Raw genomic sequence first — 13541 nt, 5'->3', positions numbered from 1 at the left:
CCTCGTGAGCGGAGTGACGAAGCTTCGCTTTAGGGGGACGCGGCGCAACGAGAGGCGGCCTCCCCACCCCATCCACAGGTCTTGACAATTACTCCTCGGCACTGCCGGGGCACCACGCGGCCACGCTGGCCGTGCCGGACCGCCTGTGAGTGCTGACGTCTGGCACCGTTGATGTCACTGGTGGATGTCAGAACGGCGCAACCGCATGCGACCGCTGGCACGATGGTTCCGTGGTTGACCTGGAGCGCATCAAAGCAGAGACCGTGGCGTACTTCCGAGCACTCGATGAAGCTGCCACTCTGCGGCGCCACTTCCGCCACGCGGACGGGGAGGACGGCTTGTGGTACCTCGAGGCCGTACCCGACCGCGGCGAGCTGATCGTCATCAGGCAAGCCGAGCTGACTTCGGCCGGTCAACTCCACCGGTACAGCTGGGAGCACTTGGAGGACGAGCACGGCGGCCTGACGGACCAGGCGATCGATCTTGAAGAAGATCTACTGGAGGCCATCCCGGCTGGAGAGTTCCAGCGGGTGTGGACTCGGTGAGCGCGCCGAACAACCACTTCAGGAGCGAGGTTGGGCGGTCACGGGACTGACCTGCGGGTTCCCTGGTTTGGCGCAGTGCGGCCCTCCCGCCCGCTCCGTGCCCCGATTCCCCGTGAGTCCCCGCCCGTTCTGGCACAAAGTGGCACGGCCCGTGGGCTCCGCCATGCCTGCGCCTACTCTCTAGATCATGGAGGACTCGGAAGCCTTTCGCGCAGCGGTCAGAGAACGTGTGGCGGCCATGCTGAACAGCGATGCTTCACCGTACGAACTGGCGTTGGAAGGGTGGATTCAACTGGTCGTCGCAACACCTGATCACGGAGGTGTTGCGTGGGAATTCCGCGCGTGGGCGCGCGTCGGCGCAGCGCGGGCGAAGCGGGCCGGAGGCAGGAGCGGCGCCCGCGGCGGAGCCGGGAGCGCGCCCGGCGGACGCGCCCGCGGCGGAGCCGGGAGCGCGCCCGGCGGAGCGGAGCGTGCGGGATACGAGGTCATCGACCTCACCCGCGAATCGCTGCGCGACGGTGTTGCACGGCTCACCGGCGGCAAAGGCGTCGACGTCGTCCTCGACGGCGTGGCCGGGTCGATCACCGGCCAGGCGCTGGGAGCACTCGCCAGGGGCGGAAACCTGATCAGCATCGGCTACTCGGCCCGGTATGCAGGCCGACATCAACGTCACCGACCTGATCTGGAAGGCGGCCCAGGTACGCGGCTTCCAGTTCGCCCTCTTCACCCAGGAGCAGATCAACACGACCAACGCCACACTGCTGGACCTGGTCGCCCGCAAGGAGATCACTCCGCTTGTCGACCGTGTCTTCCCCCTCGAGCAGGCGGCCGAGGCGCAGCGCCACCTCATCGAGGGCGGACCCTTCGGCCGGGTGCTGCTCAGCCTGTGACCCATCACGCCACGATCCCGGCCGGGCGGCGAGGCCTGCAGGGCTCCGACCAAACCGGCCGAAGCCGGGATCAGCACTCGCTGTCCGTGGCGAAGAGCGGAAGTGTCCCGGTCAGCTCAAGCACGCGGTCCACTACGGGACTGGTCGCCCGTATGGTCACTGTCCTGCCCTTCCGTAACGCCACTTGGCGGACGGCGAGCAGGACGTTCAGGCTGGAACAGTCCCAGAACGTGACCTCCTTGAGGTCGAGATCCATTCCCCGGACAGAACGGCTGAGGGCGCTGATCAGGGAGCGCCTGAGCACGTCCTCGACGTCGCAGTCGATCGCGCCACGCAGAATCACGACCATCCTGTCGCCGTCGGGACGGCTGCTGATGGTCATAAGGCTGGGCACGCTCGCGGCCACAGCGGCTTGGCGCGGGTCTTCCCCCATCGGAACACGTCGCTGCATACACGAAATCTATGTCATGCGTTCAAGCGAGGCCAAGGGCGAACCATAGGATGGAGGCCATGGTTGGAGTGCCTGAATCTCACAGCGGATGGACGTTCCTCACCAACCACGCACGTGTGCTGGCGGCCATCGCCGATGACCCGAACGTCCGCATCCGCGACATCGCCGCTCACTGCCGGCTCACTGAACGCGCTGTCCAGCGGATCATCGCCGATCTTGAGCAGGACGGTTACCTGTCCCACACGCGTGAGGGACGCACGAACACGTACCGCATCGAGCCAGGGAAAGTACTGCGGCACCCGGCTGAAGCCGGTCTCACCGTGGCCTCCCTGCTCTCCCTGCTCGTCCAGGACGAAGCGGACCGCGGCACGCATTCGGCCATGCGGGCCGACGCACAGCAGTAACGCCGCGTCCCCTTGAGCGCAGTCGCCGGGCTCTGCACGTCGAAGTCAGTTCGGACGCGAAGGGCGGGCCCAGGCGCATGGGTGCAAGTGGCTCTCACCATCGTCCACAGGCTGTGGAACGAGCCCGGACACCTGCCGGCAGCGCCCGGGGTCGGGGTGCGCGGCTCTCAGTCGCGGGTCGGCAGTTGCCTTCTGCCGAGCAGGAGAAGCGTCGCGCCACCGATCACGACCAGGGCGATGGCCGTACCCGCGATGATCGGGGTCGCACTCGACGCGCCCGTCTCGGCGAGGTTGGTGTCCGTGGGCGCCGTGCCGCCCACCGTCGCCGGGCTGGGCTCACTGAGCGTCTGTGTCGTCAGGGCGCCCGTCCTGCTCTCGGTCTTGCAGTCGAGGACGCCCTTGAACCACTTCTCGTAGCCGCCCGGACCCTTGATCGTGAAGTCGTAGGCCTGGTCCTCCTGCAACGGGATCGTCACCGTCTGTGTCTTCCCCGCCGGGATACTGTGCGAAATTCCCATCAGGGTGAAGGTGAACGCCTTGTCGCCTTTGTTCTCCGTGGTGATGTCGACGGCGTCCTTGGCACAGTTCTTCTCGGCCGACAGCCCGGGTATCGCGCCCGTCACGGCCCAGTTCGCCGTCGCCGTCGCCGAGACCGTCGACTCGCTGGAGCCGGCGAGTATCTGCGTCTGGCTGCGCGTCTCGGAGGCGAAGGCCCGGCCGACCGGCACCGTGGTCGACGCCTGCACGGTCAGCTCGGCCGAACCGTCCTGTGCCTTCTTGGGCACCTGGACGTAGATCCGGCTTCCGTCCGCGGCGGACGTGACCTCCTTCCCGTCCTTGTCGACGATCTTGACACCGGACGTCGCGGCGTCCGCGGGCGGTGTCACCGTGACGCCGTCGGCGTTCGTGTGCACCGTGATCGGGCCGAGCCGCTCGCCTGGGTGGCCCGAGACGGCGGGCGGGTCCAGGGTCAGGGACGCCGCGGGCTCAGGAAGGTTCCGGGCGTGCTTCTCCAGGTAGTCCGCGAGCTTCTCCGCCTGGGGGTCGACCGCGTCCACGTCGGCGCCGTCCGAGTAGCGCCAGATCGCCACCTGGGTGCCGGCCGCAGCGTCCTGCTCCGTGAGGCCCTTGGCACCGGCCTCGGCCGCCAGTGCCGCCAGGTCGTTCACCTGCGGGTAGGAGTTGCGCAGGATCCAACGGATCTTGCCGGCGTTCTTGTTACCGTCCAGGGAGGTGCCGCTCCAGGACGTCTCGTGGTATTTGGCCTCCTTCTGCGCCGGGTTGTGGATGTCTGTGCAGTACGTCTGCAGGGTGCCGCCGTTGTCGACGGACATCTCGAACAGACCCGCGGACACCTGCTCGTCCGTGCCGCCGTCGTGGACGACGGCGGCCCCGTACGTCTTGAGGCCGCCCATGGTCGCGGTCGCCCCACCCTCGCTCTGCGGTCTCCCGTCGGCGACCGCCACGCCCGCAGTGGCCATCAGGCCCGCCGCGACGAGCCCGGACACCAGCGTCGCGGCGGCGAGGCGGGCGGCCCCTCGCCTGCGCGCGGACGAGGCAGAGAACGAAGAAAACACAGAATTCCCCTTCGAGCAGGACCCGTTGGCGTGGGGGGTGCGGTCCCACCAGCAGAATCAGAAGCCCCGAGAGCTATGCCCGGCATCCTAAGGATGCGGCGCACCCCTCTTCCCGGTCATCTCGTCGAATAACCGATCCGACTCGGAATCGTTATCGCTCACATAGCCTGTGAACTGCGCTTATCAATGAACTACATGGGACTGTTCGGGTGTTGACCGATGCATGGGTCGATAAACGGCAGTTGAGTGCGGGCCGGGTGAACCGGACTGACGTCACGTCACTCCTGCTGGCTCGGGGAGCGATTGGGCCGCCGCCTCGGACTCTGCCGTCTCCTCGGGCCGACTTGCCGGCTCGGACTCCCAGTTGGGCTCCGGCTGTGGTGAGGCCCCGGTCTGCACCTCCGGCCTGGACGAGCGCCGGAAGGCCGACGTGCCACGCGACAGATCATGGCCGATCGCCGCCGCATCGAGGTCCGCCGACAGCCAGCCCTGCCCGTCCCGCTGCTCGGTCCGCACCTTCAGCCGCCCCTGGACCACGAGCGGATCGCCCACGGCGACGGACGCGGCGACGTTCGTGGCCAGCGAGCGCCGGGCCCACACCGTGAAGAAGTTGGTGTGCCCGTCCGTCCACATGTTCTTCTCACGGTCCAGATACCGTGCTGTCACCGCCAGCCGGAAGCGCGCCGTCGGACCGCTCGGCGACTCCCGGTACACCGGCTGCGTGGCGACGTTGCCGACCACGCACACCATCGTCTCGTTCATATGGAACCCCTCCCTCGCCCCGGCTGCCCAGCCGGGACAAAACGCGTACGGGCTCGTCCCGTACGGCTGCGTCTGCCGCGGCGGTCATGCCCTGTCGCATGTCGCCGCCCGTGCGACGACCGTGTTCGCTGCGATCGCCGCGAGATCAGACTGCCTCCGCCGGCCCGAGCCCGCTGAGCGCTGTGGGCCGACGCCCGGTTGTGGACAACTCCGTCACCCGAACGAGTGCCTCCACCCCTCTCCGGCATCTCCCCCGCACGGGACTCACCCCACTCGCGCGCCCGCCGCGGCCCCCGTGACCTTGGTGTACTCCTCCCGCACCTCCCCGTAGCGCAGCAGCTCCGCCGCCACCGGATCCAGCACCCGGGCCCGTCCGCACCCGGCCGCCGCCTCCCGCAGCCGTCGTTCCGCCTCGAGCCCGTACCGCCGGGCCGGTCCACGCGCGGCCATCCTGCAGCTCCACTCGATGACGGGACCGCCGGCGAGGCCGGCCAGCATCAGGAGCGCCGGGATCCCGAGATTCGGCGAAAGGAATCCGGCGACCTGACCCAAAAACCACAAGAGGCCGACAACTTGGAGCAGCGTCATCGACGCCTGGGCAAGCACGGCGGCAGGCCACCAGCCCGGGCGGGGGGGCCGCCCCGGCGGCATGGCGGCACCCGCCGCCAGCTCGTCCAGCGCCGTCGGCAGGTCCTGTGCTCCGCGTACCGCCGCCTCACGCACCGCTTGCGCCCAGGGTGTGGACAGACCGGCCGCGGCCCGGTCCGCCACCGTCCGCACAGCCTGCTCCACGCGCTGCCGTGCGGTGGCCTCCTCGTCTGCGGGCACACGCACCGACAGCCGTCCCGTCGAGGGTTCGCGCCGATCTCGGGTCCACCGCCACAGCCGCAGCCACGGCGTGCCGCACGCGCGATTGGCGTTGCGCAGCCACACGCGCTCGGCGGCCTCGCCCGCGGCGGTGGCGCCCACCGCGTCCGCGAGCCGCGCGGTGAACTCCTCGCGCGCCTCCTCGCTGAGCCCGCCCCGCCCACCGGTCGCATAGACGGGCCGCAACCGGGCCGCGGCAGCGTCCACATCGGCGGCGATGCGGCGCGCGGCTGCTCCGCGTTCGGCCACGAACTGACCGAGCGCCTCGCGCAGTTCGCCCATTCCCTCACCGGTGAGGGCGGACAGGGCGAGCACGGTCGCGCCCGGCTCGCCGTACTCGCCCAGGGCGATCCCGTCCCCGTCGAGCAGTCGGCGCAGATCGTCGAGGACCTGGTCGGCGGCCTCCCCGGGCAGCCGGTCGATCTGGTTCAGGACGACGAACATGACCTCGGCGTGCCCGGCCAGAGGCCGCAGATAGCGCTCATGGAGCACTGCGTCGGCGTACTTCTCGGGATCGACGACCCAGACGACCGCGTCCACGAGCGCCAGGATGCGGTCGACCTGTTCTCGGTGCTGTACCACCGCGGAGTCGTGGTCGGGCAGGTCGACCAGGACGAGCCCGTGCAACTGCGACTCGCCGTCGGGGTTCTGCTGGGGCCGCCTGCGCAGTCGCCCCGGGATGCCGAGCCGGTCGACGAGCGCGGCCGCGCCGTCGCTCCAGCTGCACACCATGGGCGCGGCGGTGGTCGGCCGGCGCACCCCGGTCTCCGAAATGGCCACACCCGCGAGCGCGTTGAAGAGCGTCGACTTGCCGCTGCCGGTGGCGCCCGCGATGGCGACAACGGTGTGCTCGCCGGAGAGCCTGCGGCGCGCGGCCGCCTCGTCCAGGACCCGGCCCGCCTCGGCCAGCGTGCTGCTGTCCAGCCGGGTGCGCGACAGGCCCACCAGTTCACGCAACGCGTCCAGGCGCGATCTCAGGGGTCCGTCGTACGCGAGGGACCCGGACTGTCGTACGCCCGGGGAGCGGGGCTCCACGACCGTGCTTCCCTCCTGGCCCGCGGCCGTCTCGGGCACGCGCCTGGCGATCAGTCCGTCGTCCCAGGTGATCGGGGATCCGGTACGGTCCGCCAGGTCGTCGCTCTGCACACGCGCGTGCCGGGCGTCATCCTCTGCGCGCAAGGGCGTGGCCCGGTCCTGGGATCGGGCCGCTCGAGAACTCTCCGGCGCAGCCGTGTCTTCGCCCTCGTCCCTCTTCGGGCACGCCTCACTCTTCAGACCGGCCCGTACGGGATCACTCTTCATAGCGGCCCTGGCGGAATGGCGCTGCACGCGCGCGTACTCGCCGTCGTCGCCCGCCGAGCGAAGGCCGGGGCCGCCCCGCTCGCCCCCGGCCGGCTCCTGGGCCGCGGCGACGGCGCCGGCCGAGGGCACGTCCTCCGGGTGCTCGACGTGATCCGTGCGGTCGGTGGCGGGAGTCACCGCGGTCACCTCTCCTTCTGCAGTACGGACAGCGCGGCGATCAGTTCGGCCTGGGGCTCGGCTTGGACCTCGAGAGCGTCCAGGGGGGCGAGACGGCGTTCGCGCTCCGTGCGCAGGGCCCGGTCGAGGTACTCGGACAGCAGCCGTGCGGCGCGGTCGCGCAGCCGCAGGGCCCCGTGCGCGCCGATCCGTTCGGCGAGTTCCTCACCGGCCGGTCCCGCCCGGCGTCCGCCGAGGAGACCGGTGGCGAGGAGGGCGGCCACCGTCTCGGCGTCCGGGGCGGTGCTCTTGTCGAGGTCGCGCACCTCTTCCTCGGCGTACTCCTCAAGGACGCGCCGCCAGCGTCGTACGGTCATCCCGATGCGGTGCTCGGCGCTCTCCAGCGTCGGGTCACGGTTGGTCAGTCCGGGGGCGGCCGCGGCGGGTTCACGCCGCCACGCCTCGTCGACCCGCTCGTCGGCAGCCGTGACGGCACACAACAGCAGGGCGCCCAGGCTCTCGACGAGGGCGTCCAGCAGTTCGCCGGCACTGCAGTCAAGGGGGTAGCTGCGCCACCGCTTCAGGGCGTCGCCGGCGAGCACCGCCCCGGACTGCAGCCGACTCCGCACGCGCGCGTACTCGCTGTCGTACGCCGTGTCCACGGCCGCGGTCAGCCTCAGTGCGGCGGCGTACTGGGCGGCGGCCGCGCCGGCCAGCTCGGGCATCCGGGACCGCAGCGAGTCGAGAACGCCCTGGGCCGTACGTGCCACCGCGGCCTCCCGGGCGGCGGGGTCGTGCACCTGGTGCGTGAGCCAGGCGCGCAGCGGCGCGACGGCGGTGGCGGGCAGGAGCCCCCCGCCCCAGGCGGACTCGGGCAGCTCGGGCACGGTGAAACGAGGCACGTCGCCGAGCCCCGCCTTGGTGAGCAGGGCGCCGTACTGTCGCGACACCTCGGCCACGACCTGGTGCGGTACCCGGTCGAGCACCGTGATGAAGGTCGTCCGGTGCTCCTTGGCGGTCCGCAGCAGATGCCACGGCACGGCGTCGGCGTACCGGGCTGCTGTGGTGACGAGCACCCAGATGTCGGCGGCGCTGATCAGTTCGGCCGCGAGGATCCGGTTGTCGGCGACCAGCGAGTCGATGTCGGGCGCGTCGAGGAGGGTGAGCCCGCGCGGGAGCGTGTCGGCGGTCTCGATGCGCAGCACCCGCTCCTCACGCCCGACGACGCCGTGCAGATCGTCGCAGGGCTCCTGGTGCGGTACCCACACGCGAGTGAGGTCGGGCAGGACGCGCATGCCGCTGAACCAGTGATGGTCCTCGGGGTGGCAGACCAGGACGGGGGTACGGGTAGTGGGCCGCAGCACGCCCGCCTCACTGACCCTTCGCCCCACCAGGGAATTGACGAGGGTCGACTTGCCGGCTCCGGTGGATCCGCCGACGACGGCCAGCAATGGTGCTTCAGGCTCTCTCAGCCGGGGCACCAGATAGTCGTCGAGCTGTGCGAGGAGCTCGTCGCGGTTGGCACGCGCGCGTGGAGCCCCCGCCAGGGGCAGCGGGAAGCGTGTGGCGGCGACACGCTCACGCAGGGCGGAGAGTGCATCGAGCAGCTGAGGCCGTACGTCCAAGGTCACCACATGCGAAGAATGCCCAATTTTGATGGCTTTCTGAAGCATATGGATATGTCTGCGCGCCGACAGGACACATGGGGTGGAAGGGACGACTGGGGCGCAGGCATAACGAGTGCACAACACCCGGGGTCCGAGACGCCAAAAGCGATGCAGGATTCGCACCTGCCTGCGATTATCGGACCGCTTCACCGAACCTCCACATCGAGCCACGGAGGCGAGGCACCAGGGACAAGGACCCGGGAGCCCTATCCTTGTCCCCGGCAAGGTCACGGATCGGCCCACACCCGGGCACCAAGACAGGCCACCACACCGGCCCCCGTAGCTCAGTGGATAGAGCAGGCGCCTTCTAAGCGCTTGGCCGCAGGTTCGAGTCCTGCCGGGGGCGCCACTGAGAGCCCTCCCTCCGGGAGGGCCTTTTTGCTGGTCAGGGCGGGTGCAGCCCAACACGATGAAGCCCCGGGCGCTCCCCCGACGATCAAGGGAAGGCTCCGAGGCTATCCGGCTGTCATCGGGTTTTCGCGGGTGGCCGTGTCGAATACGTGTCGAAGTTCTCGGCCGGGAGGGTCAGCCGCCGCCTGGTGGCTCGGGAAGATCACCGGCGGCTTCGAGCCGCTTCTTCAGGTCGGAAAGCTGCCCATCGACACAGCGGGCGTAGGTGGCCAGGAGCACGGGGACGCTGTTCCCGGCCCACTCCGCCACTTGGGCGGGCGGAATCCCGTCGTTGAGCCACTTGGTCAGGCGCGTGTGCCGGTTGTCGTATACGCGCCTCCCCGTGGGCGAATCGAAGACGTGCGGAGATAACGCCGCCTTGCGCGCACTGGGCCATGCCCGGCGGATGACGGAGCCCGCGAGGATGCCAACCGTCTCCCCTGGAACAGCAGATCCCCTGGTTTGAGCCGTTCGTCCTCGATGTGCTGCCGCAAGATCCGCGTCAGGGCGGGATGCCCCGGCACAGTGCGCGTCTCGCCCTCGGCCCGGCCCTTCAGGTCGCGTTCTTCGTGGATCTCCCCCGTGTCGGTCCACTGCTTTCCGATCTCCGGTGTCGCCGTGTGGATCAGCAGCTCGGACCACTGGTCGCCGGCATCGGAGGCGGGCAGCGTCACGTCCTCCACGCGCATGGCTACGGCTTCCTCGGGTCGCGGGCCGCAGTAGTACAGCGTGGCGAAGAAGGCGTGCAGCCGTTTACCTCCGCGGGGCCGCCCGCGGATCCAGTCGAGGAGCGCCGCCGCCTGCTCCGGGTTCATCAAGGCCCGCGCACGGCGCGGGCGCGCGCCGCCTCTGCGGCGCGGCCTGCCTCCTAATGGCGCGATAAGACGTCGGGCGGTGACTCATGCCAGGCGTCCTGGGCGAGTGGGCATGTGGTGATCCGTAGTCGCTCCTGAGGCCTGACCTCTCAAGACAGAGCCGGCCCCACGTGCCTGCGTCTGCCGAGTGCACCACCACGGCTGGGGTATGAAAGCCCCCAAAAAATACTGGTGAGCCTTTGCCTGCCCACGGTTATCCTGCCTCGTCCTGAACAGGCTAGGGAGGCTCCCCACCATGAGCAGCACCATGTCGTCCTTTCCCGAGCGGATCGAGCTCTCGGGGGAGGGTCTCGTCCTCCGCGACTGGACGGAGGCGGACCTGGCCGCGATGTCGGAGCTGTTTGACCACCCCGACATCGCGTACTGGACACCGATGGTCTCCCCCTTCGACAGAGCGGCCGCCCGCGCACGGCTGGACCGGGACCGGCAGCTACGGGCGGACGGCACGACGATCCTGCTCGCCATCACCGTCGACGGCGGCGCACCGCTCGGCGAGGTGATGCTGCGGCGTGCCTCCGAGGGCACGGAGCTCGGCTACGCGATCGGCCCGGCGCATCGCGGCCAGGGGCTGGCGACGCGGGCGGTGCGGGTGATGGCCGCGTACGCCTTCGAGCAGCTGGGCGCGAGGCAGGTAATCCTGGAGCTGGAGGCCGAGAACGCGGCCAGCGTCGCCGTAGCCACCAAGGCGGGCTTCAGACTGCTCGACGTGCCGCTGATCACGGGTGAGGAAAAGGGGCGACCCTACGCCCTGCAGACGTGGGGTCTGAACCGCCCCTGACCCTCTGCCTCCACCAGGCTGTCAAACACTCGGCCAGCGCGTTCGTGGCGAACTCTGGCCGCGGCGCTTCCCATTGACGGGCCATCGGACGGCGTAGCTGGTCTTGCGCTTTCCCTTGTAGACCTCGGTGTCGTAGAAGCGGACCTTGTAGGACGGTTGGTCACGCGTGGTCCTCGCAGTCGGTGAGCCAGTTCTCGTAGTCAGCGCGACGAATGCGCAGGGCTCCGTTGGGGATGCGTATGCAGCGTGGGGCTGTGCCCTTCGTGCGCCTCTTCGGGAGCCAGCGCGGCGACCGCGGGATGCTGGGCGGTCTCCACCGCGCCGATCCCGAACCCGGCCAGCAGGAACGGCACCGCGAGGGCGGCGATCACCGCGCCGGTCGCGGCGAACAGGGCGTACGCCAGGGCGAACGCGGCCATCCCGCCCGCCGGCACGAGCACCGGGCCGCGCGCACCGAGGCGGTCGGAGACCCCCCCGGCCGGGACGGAGGCGATGGTGGCGGCGACGTTGTACGCGATGTACAGCCCGAGGGACCCCTCCCACCAGGTTCGTTCCACCCACCAGGCACGACGCCGCCCCGCCACCGACCTTCAGAGGAACCCACGGGCGGATGGCTCGACAGACGGTCAGGTGCAGCAGTCGCAGCCGGGGCGACAGCCACAGGCACCGTCCGCCTCCGCATCAGCGTCGGGGACCGTCGCCGTGGAAGGCGCGCAGCACCCCTTGCCCTGCCAGGCGTCGCGGCCTTCCCTGACGGCCACCGCCGCGATCACGAGAGCCGCGACCGGGTCGGCCCAGGACCAGCCGACAGTGGCGTTGAGAACCAAGCCCACCAGGACTACGGCCGAGAGGTATGTGCACAGCAGGGTCTGTTTGGAGTCGGCGACCGCACTGGCGGAGCCGAGTTCGCGGCCTGCGCGGTGCTGGGCGGCGGACAGGAACGGCATGACCGCGAGGGAGAGCGCGGCGAGCGCGATGCCGGGGATGGAGCGCTCCGCCTCGCCGGTCCCGGTCAGCGAACGTACGGCGTCGGCCGTGACGTAGGCGGCGAGGGCGAAGAAGGACATGGCGATGATGCGCAGGGTGGTCTTCTCACGCGCTTCGCGTACGGCGTGCTCGCGAGCGGAGAACTGCCAGGCGACCGCGGCGGCCGAGGAGACCTCGATGACCGAGTCCAGGCCGAAGCCGATGAGCGCGGTTGAAGAAGCGATCGTCCCCGCAGTGATCGCTACGACCGCCTCGATGACGTTGTAGGTGATGGTCGCGGCGACCAGCAGGCGTATCCGGCGGGCGAGCGCGTCCCGGCGGGCTGGGGAGGGGCCGAGGGATATCGCGGTCATCAGCAGCACCCCTTCTCGTCGGCCTCGACGCAGGTGCGGTCGGTCTCGACAGCGACCACGGCTGTGCGCAGGTCGTCCAGCGCGTGACCGAGGCGTTCGTCTGCGAGCTCGTAGCGGGTGCGGCGGCCGTCGGGCGCGGTGACGACCAGGCCGCAGTCGCGCAGGCAGGCGAGGTGGTTCGACAGCCGGGTACGGGAGACGCCGAGTGCTTCGGCGAGGTCGGCGGGGTAGGCCGGGGCGCCGCGCAGGGCGAGCAGGATGCGGCAGCGGATCGGGTCGGCGAGCGCGCGGCCGAACCGGGCCAGGACTTCGATGTCAGAGGCAACAGTCAGCACACTCACGACAGTACACGGAATCCTGAATTCAGGATATCGTGGATTGTGATGGGCTTCGGTGGTCCGGTGGTCCGGCAGTCGTGGACTACAGCCAGCCGTTGCGTTTGAAGCCTCGGTGGAGGAGGAGACAGGCGGCGGCGATGACGCCGAGGACGAGGGGGTAGCCGAAGCGCCAGCGCAGCTCAGGCATGTGGTCGAAGTTCATGCCGTAGACGCCGCACACCATGGTGGGTACGGCGATGATCGCCGCCCAGGCGGTGATCTTGCGCATGTCGTCGTTCTGGGCGACGGCGACCTGCGCGAGGTGGGCCTGGAGGATGGAGTCGAGCAGGGTGTCGAAGGCGGCGATCTGTTCGGTGACGCGGGCGAGGTGGTCGGCTACGTCCCGGAAGTACGCCTGTATCTCCTTGTCGATGCAGCTCCTGGGCTCGGTTGCGAGCCGGTCGATGGGGCGGGCGAGAGGCACCACGGCCCGCTTCAGCTCCAGGAGTTCGCGCTTGAGCTGATAGATGCGACCGGCGTCGGCGCTTCGCGGACTGTTCGGGGAGAAGACGTCGGTCTCGACCTGGTCGATGTCGGTCTGGACAGCGTCGGCGACCGTGACGTAGTCGTCGACGACGTGGTCGGCGATGGCGTGCAGGACCGCGGAGGGCCCCTTGGCCAGCTGATGGGGTTCGGCCTCCAGGTCCTCTCGCAGGGGGCCGAGGGAGCCGTGGCGGCCGTGGCGGACGGTGACGACGAAGTCGGGGCCGGTGAAGACCATGATCTCGCCGGTGTTCACCACCTCGCTGGTCGCGGTCAGTTCGGCGTGCTCGACGTAGGTGACGGTCTTGAAGACGGCGAACAGGACGTCGTCGTACTGCTCGACCTTGGGTCGCTGGTGTGCCTGGACGGCGTCCTCGACGGCAAGCGGGTGCAGGCCGAACAGCTCGGCGACCCCGGCGAACTCCTCCTCGCCGGGTTCGTGCAGGCCCAGCCACACGAAGCCGCCCCGGTGCTTGCGGGCTTGCCGGACGGCTTCCTCCACGGAGTCCGTGCCGGGCCGGCGGATGCCGTCGTGGTAGACGACGCAGTTGACCACCGTCGAGCCGAGCGGGGAGCGGGCCGGGTGGCTGAGGTCCACGCGGCGTCGGCTGCGACGCGCCAGGTCCGCGACTTTGCGCAGGTTGTCGACCATCGACATGCGGGATTCTCCTACAGGT

General features: G+C 69.9%; 14 protein-coding genes and 1 tRNA gene. 5 read left to right on the top strand and 10 right to left on the bottom strand.

Going from position 1 to position 13541, the window contains the following annotated elements; translation table 11 throughout:
* The first annotated feature begins 230 nt into the window (after positions 1–230).
* Together ACZ3TS_RS32715 and ACZ3TS_RS32710 are read left to right on the top strand one after the other, a co-directional pair.
* Positions 231–545, top strand: coding sequence for a hypothetical protein (locus ACZ3TS_RS32715; RefSeq protein ID WP_467625087.1), 315 nt, complete (start codon positions 231–233; stop codon positions 543–545).
* Positions 546–1195: 650 nt separating this feature from the next.
* Positions 1196–1435, top strand: a complete 240-nt coding sequence (locus ACZ3TS_RS32710) for a zinc-binding dehydrogenase (RefSeq protein WP_467625084.1) — start codon at positions 1196–1198, stop codon at positions 1433–1435.
* A gap of 70 nt (positions 1436–1505) precedes the next feature.
* Here ACZ3TS_RS32710 and ACZ3TS_RS32705 read toward each other — a convergent pair whose 3' ends face one another.
* Positions 1506–1817 (bottom strand): STAS domain-containing protein, encoded by a 312-nt coding sequence (locus tag ACZ3TS_RS32705; protein ID WP_467625082.1) that lies wholly within the window; start codon positions 1815–1817, stop codon positions 1506–1508.
* A 128-nt stretch (positions 1818–1945) separates the two neighbouring features.
* On the opposite strand from ACZ3TS_RS32705, the gene ACZ3TS_RS32700 reads away from it, so the two are divergent.
* Positions 1946–2290 (top strand): helix-turn-helix transcriptional regulator, encoded by a 345-nt coding sequence (locus tag ACZ3TS_RS32700; RefSeq protein ID WP_467625080.1) that lies wholly within the window; start codon positions 1946–1948, stop codon positions 2288–2290.
* 167 nt (positions 2291–2457) lie between these two features.
* Here ACZ3TS_RS32700 and ACZ3TS_RS32695 read toward each other — a convergent pair whose 3' ends face one another.
* The 4 genes from ACZ3TS_RS32695 to ACZ3TS_RS32680 form a co-directional block, all read right to left on the bottom strand.
* A complete protein-coding gene (locus tag ACZ3TS_RS32695) occupies positions 2458–3867 on the bottom strand; it encodes a Cys-Gln thioester bond-forming surface protein (protein WP_467625077.1) in 1410 nt (469 codons plus the stop codon).
* A 273-nt stretch (positions 3868–4140) separates the two neighbouring features.
* Positions 4141–4629 carry a single-stranded DNA-binding protein gene (locus ACZ3TS_RS32690; RefSeq protein ID WP_467625075.1) on the bottom strand — a complete coding sequence of 163 codons (489 nt, stop codon included), beginning with the start codon at positions 4627–4629 and terminating at the stop codon, positions 4141–4143.
* 264 nt (positions 4630–4893) lie between these two features.
* Positions 4894–6984: a YfjP family GTPase gene (locus ACZ3TS_RS32685; protein WP_467625072.1), complete on the bottom strand. Its 2091-nt coding sequence runs from the start codon at positions 6982–6984 to the stop codon at positions 4894–4896.
* Entirely contained in the window at positions 6981–8588 is a 1608-nt protein-coding gene (locus ACZ3TS_RS32680; RefSeq protein ID WP_467625070.1) for a dynamin family protein, read from the bottom strand. The genes ACZ3TS_RS32685 and ACZ3TS_RS32680 overlap by 4 nt, the downstream gene beginning before the upstream one ends.
* Positions 8589–8894: 306 nt before the next feature.
* Here ACZ3TS_RS32680 and ACZ3TS_RS32675 point away from each other — a divergent pair.
* A tRNA-Arg gene (locus ACZ3TS_RS32675) sits at positions 8895–8970 on the top strand.
* Between the two features lie 346 nt (positions 8971–9316).
* Here ACZ3TS_RS32675 and ACZ3TS_RS32670 read toward each other — a convergent pair.
* Positions 9317–9826 carry a hypothetical protein gene (locus ACZ3TS_RS32670; protein WP_467625067.1) on the bottom strand — a complete coding sequence of 170 codons (510 nt, stop codon included), beginning with the start codon at positions 9824–9826 and terminating at the stop codon, positions 9317–9319.
* Positions 9827–10121: 295 nt separating this feature from the next.
* Here ACZ3TS_RS32670 and ACZ3TS_RS32665 point away from each other — a divergent pair, with 295 nt between their 5' ends.
* Positions 10122–10664, top strand: coding sequence for a GNAT family N-acetyltransferase (locus tag ACZ3TS_RS32665; RefSeq protein WP_467625065.1), 543 nt, complete (start codon positions 10122–10124; stop codon positions 10662–10664).
* A 200-nt stretch (positions 10665–10864) separates the two neighbouring features.
* Here ACZ3TS_RS32665 and ACZ3TS_RS32660 read toward each other — a convergent pair whose 3' ends face one another.
* From ACZ3TS_RS32660 to ACZ3TS_RS32645, 4 genes are all read right to left on the bottom strand, one after another.
* A complete protein-coding gene (locus ACZ3TS_RS32660) occupies positions 10865–11221 on the bottom strand; it encodes an MFS transporter (protein ID WP_467625063.1) in 357 nt (118 codons plus the stop codon).
* A gap of 69 nt (positions 11222–11290) precedes the next feature.
* Positions 11291–12004 (bottom strand): cation efflux transmembrane domain-containing protein, encoded by a 714-nt coding sequence (locus ACZ3TS_RS32655; RefSeq protein ID WP_467625061.1) that lies wholly within the window; start codon positions 12002–12004, stop codon positions 11291–11293.
* Positions 12004–12339, bottom strand: coding sequence for an ArsR/SmtB family transcription factor (locus ACZ3TS_RS32650; RefSeq protein WP_467625059.1), 336 nt, complete (start codon positions 12337–12339; stop codon positions 12004–12006). The genes ACZ3TS_RS32655 and ACZ3TS_RS32650 overlap by 1 nt, the downstream gene beginning before the upstream one ends.
* Before the next feature lie 85 nt (positions 12340–12424).
* Positions 12425–13522, bottom strand: a complete 1098-nt coding sequence (locus tag ACZ3TS_RS32645; RefSeq protein ID WP_467625057.1) for a magnesium and cobalt transport protein CorA — start codon at positions 13520–13522, stop codon at positions 12425–12427.
* Between the last annotated feature and the right edge of the window lie 19 nt (positions 13523–13541).

It is taken from the genome of Streptomyces sp. NPDC022910 (genome assembly GCF_055561075.1).
The sequence above is the reverse complement of the archived record's forward strand: the minus strand, read 5'-3'. Positions and strand labels throughout refer to the sequence as shown.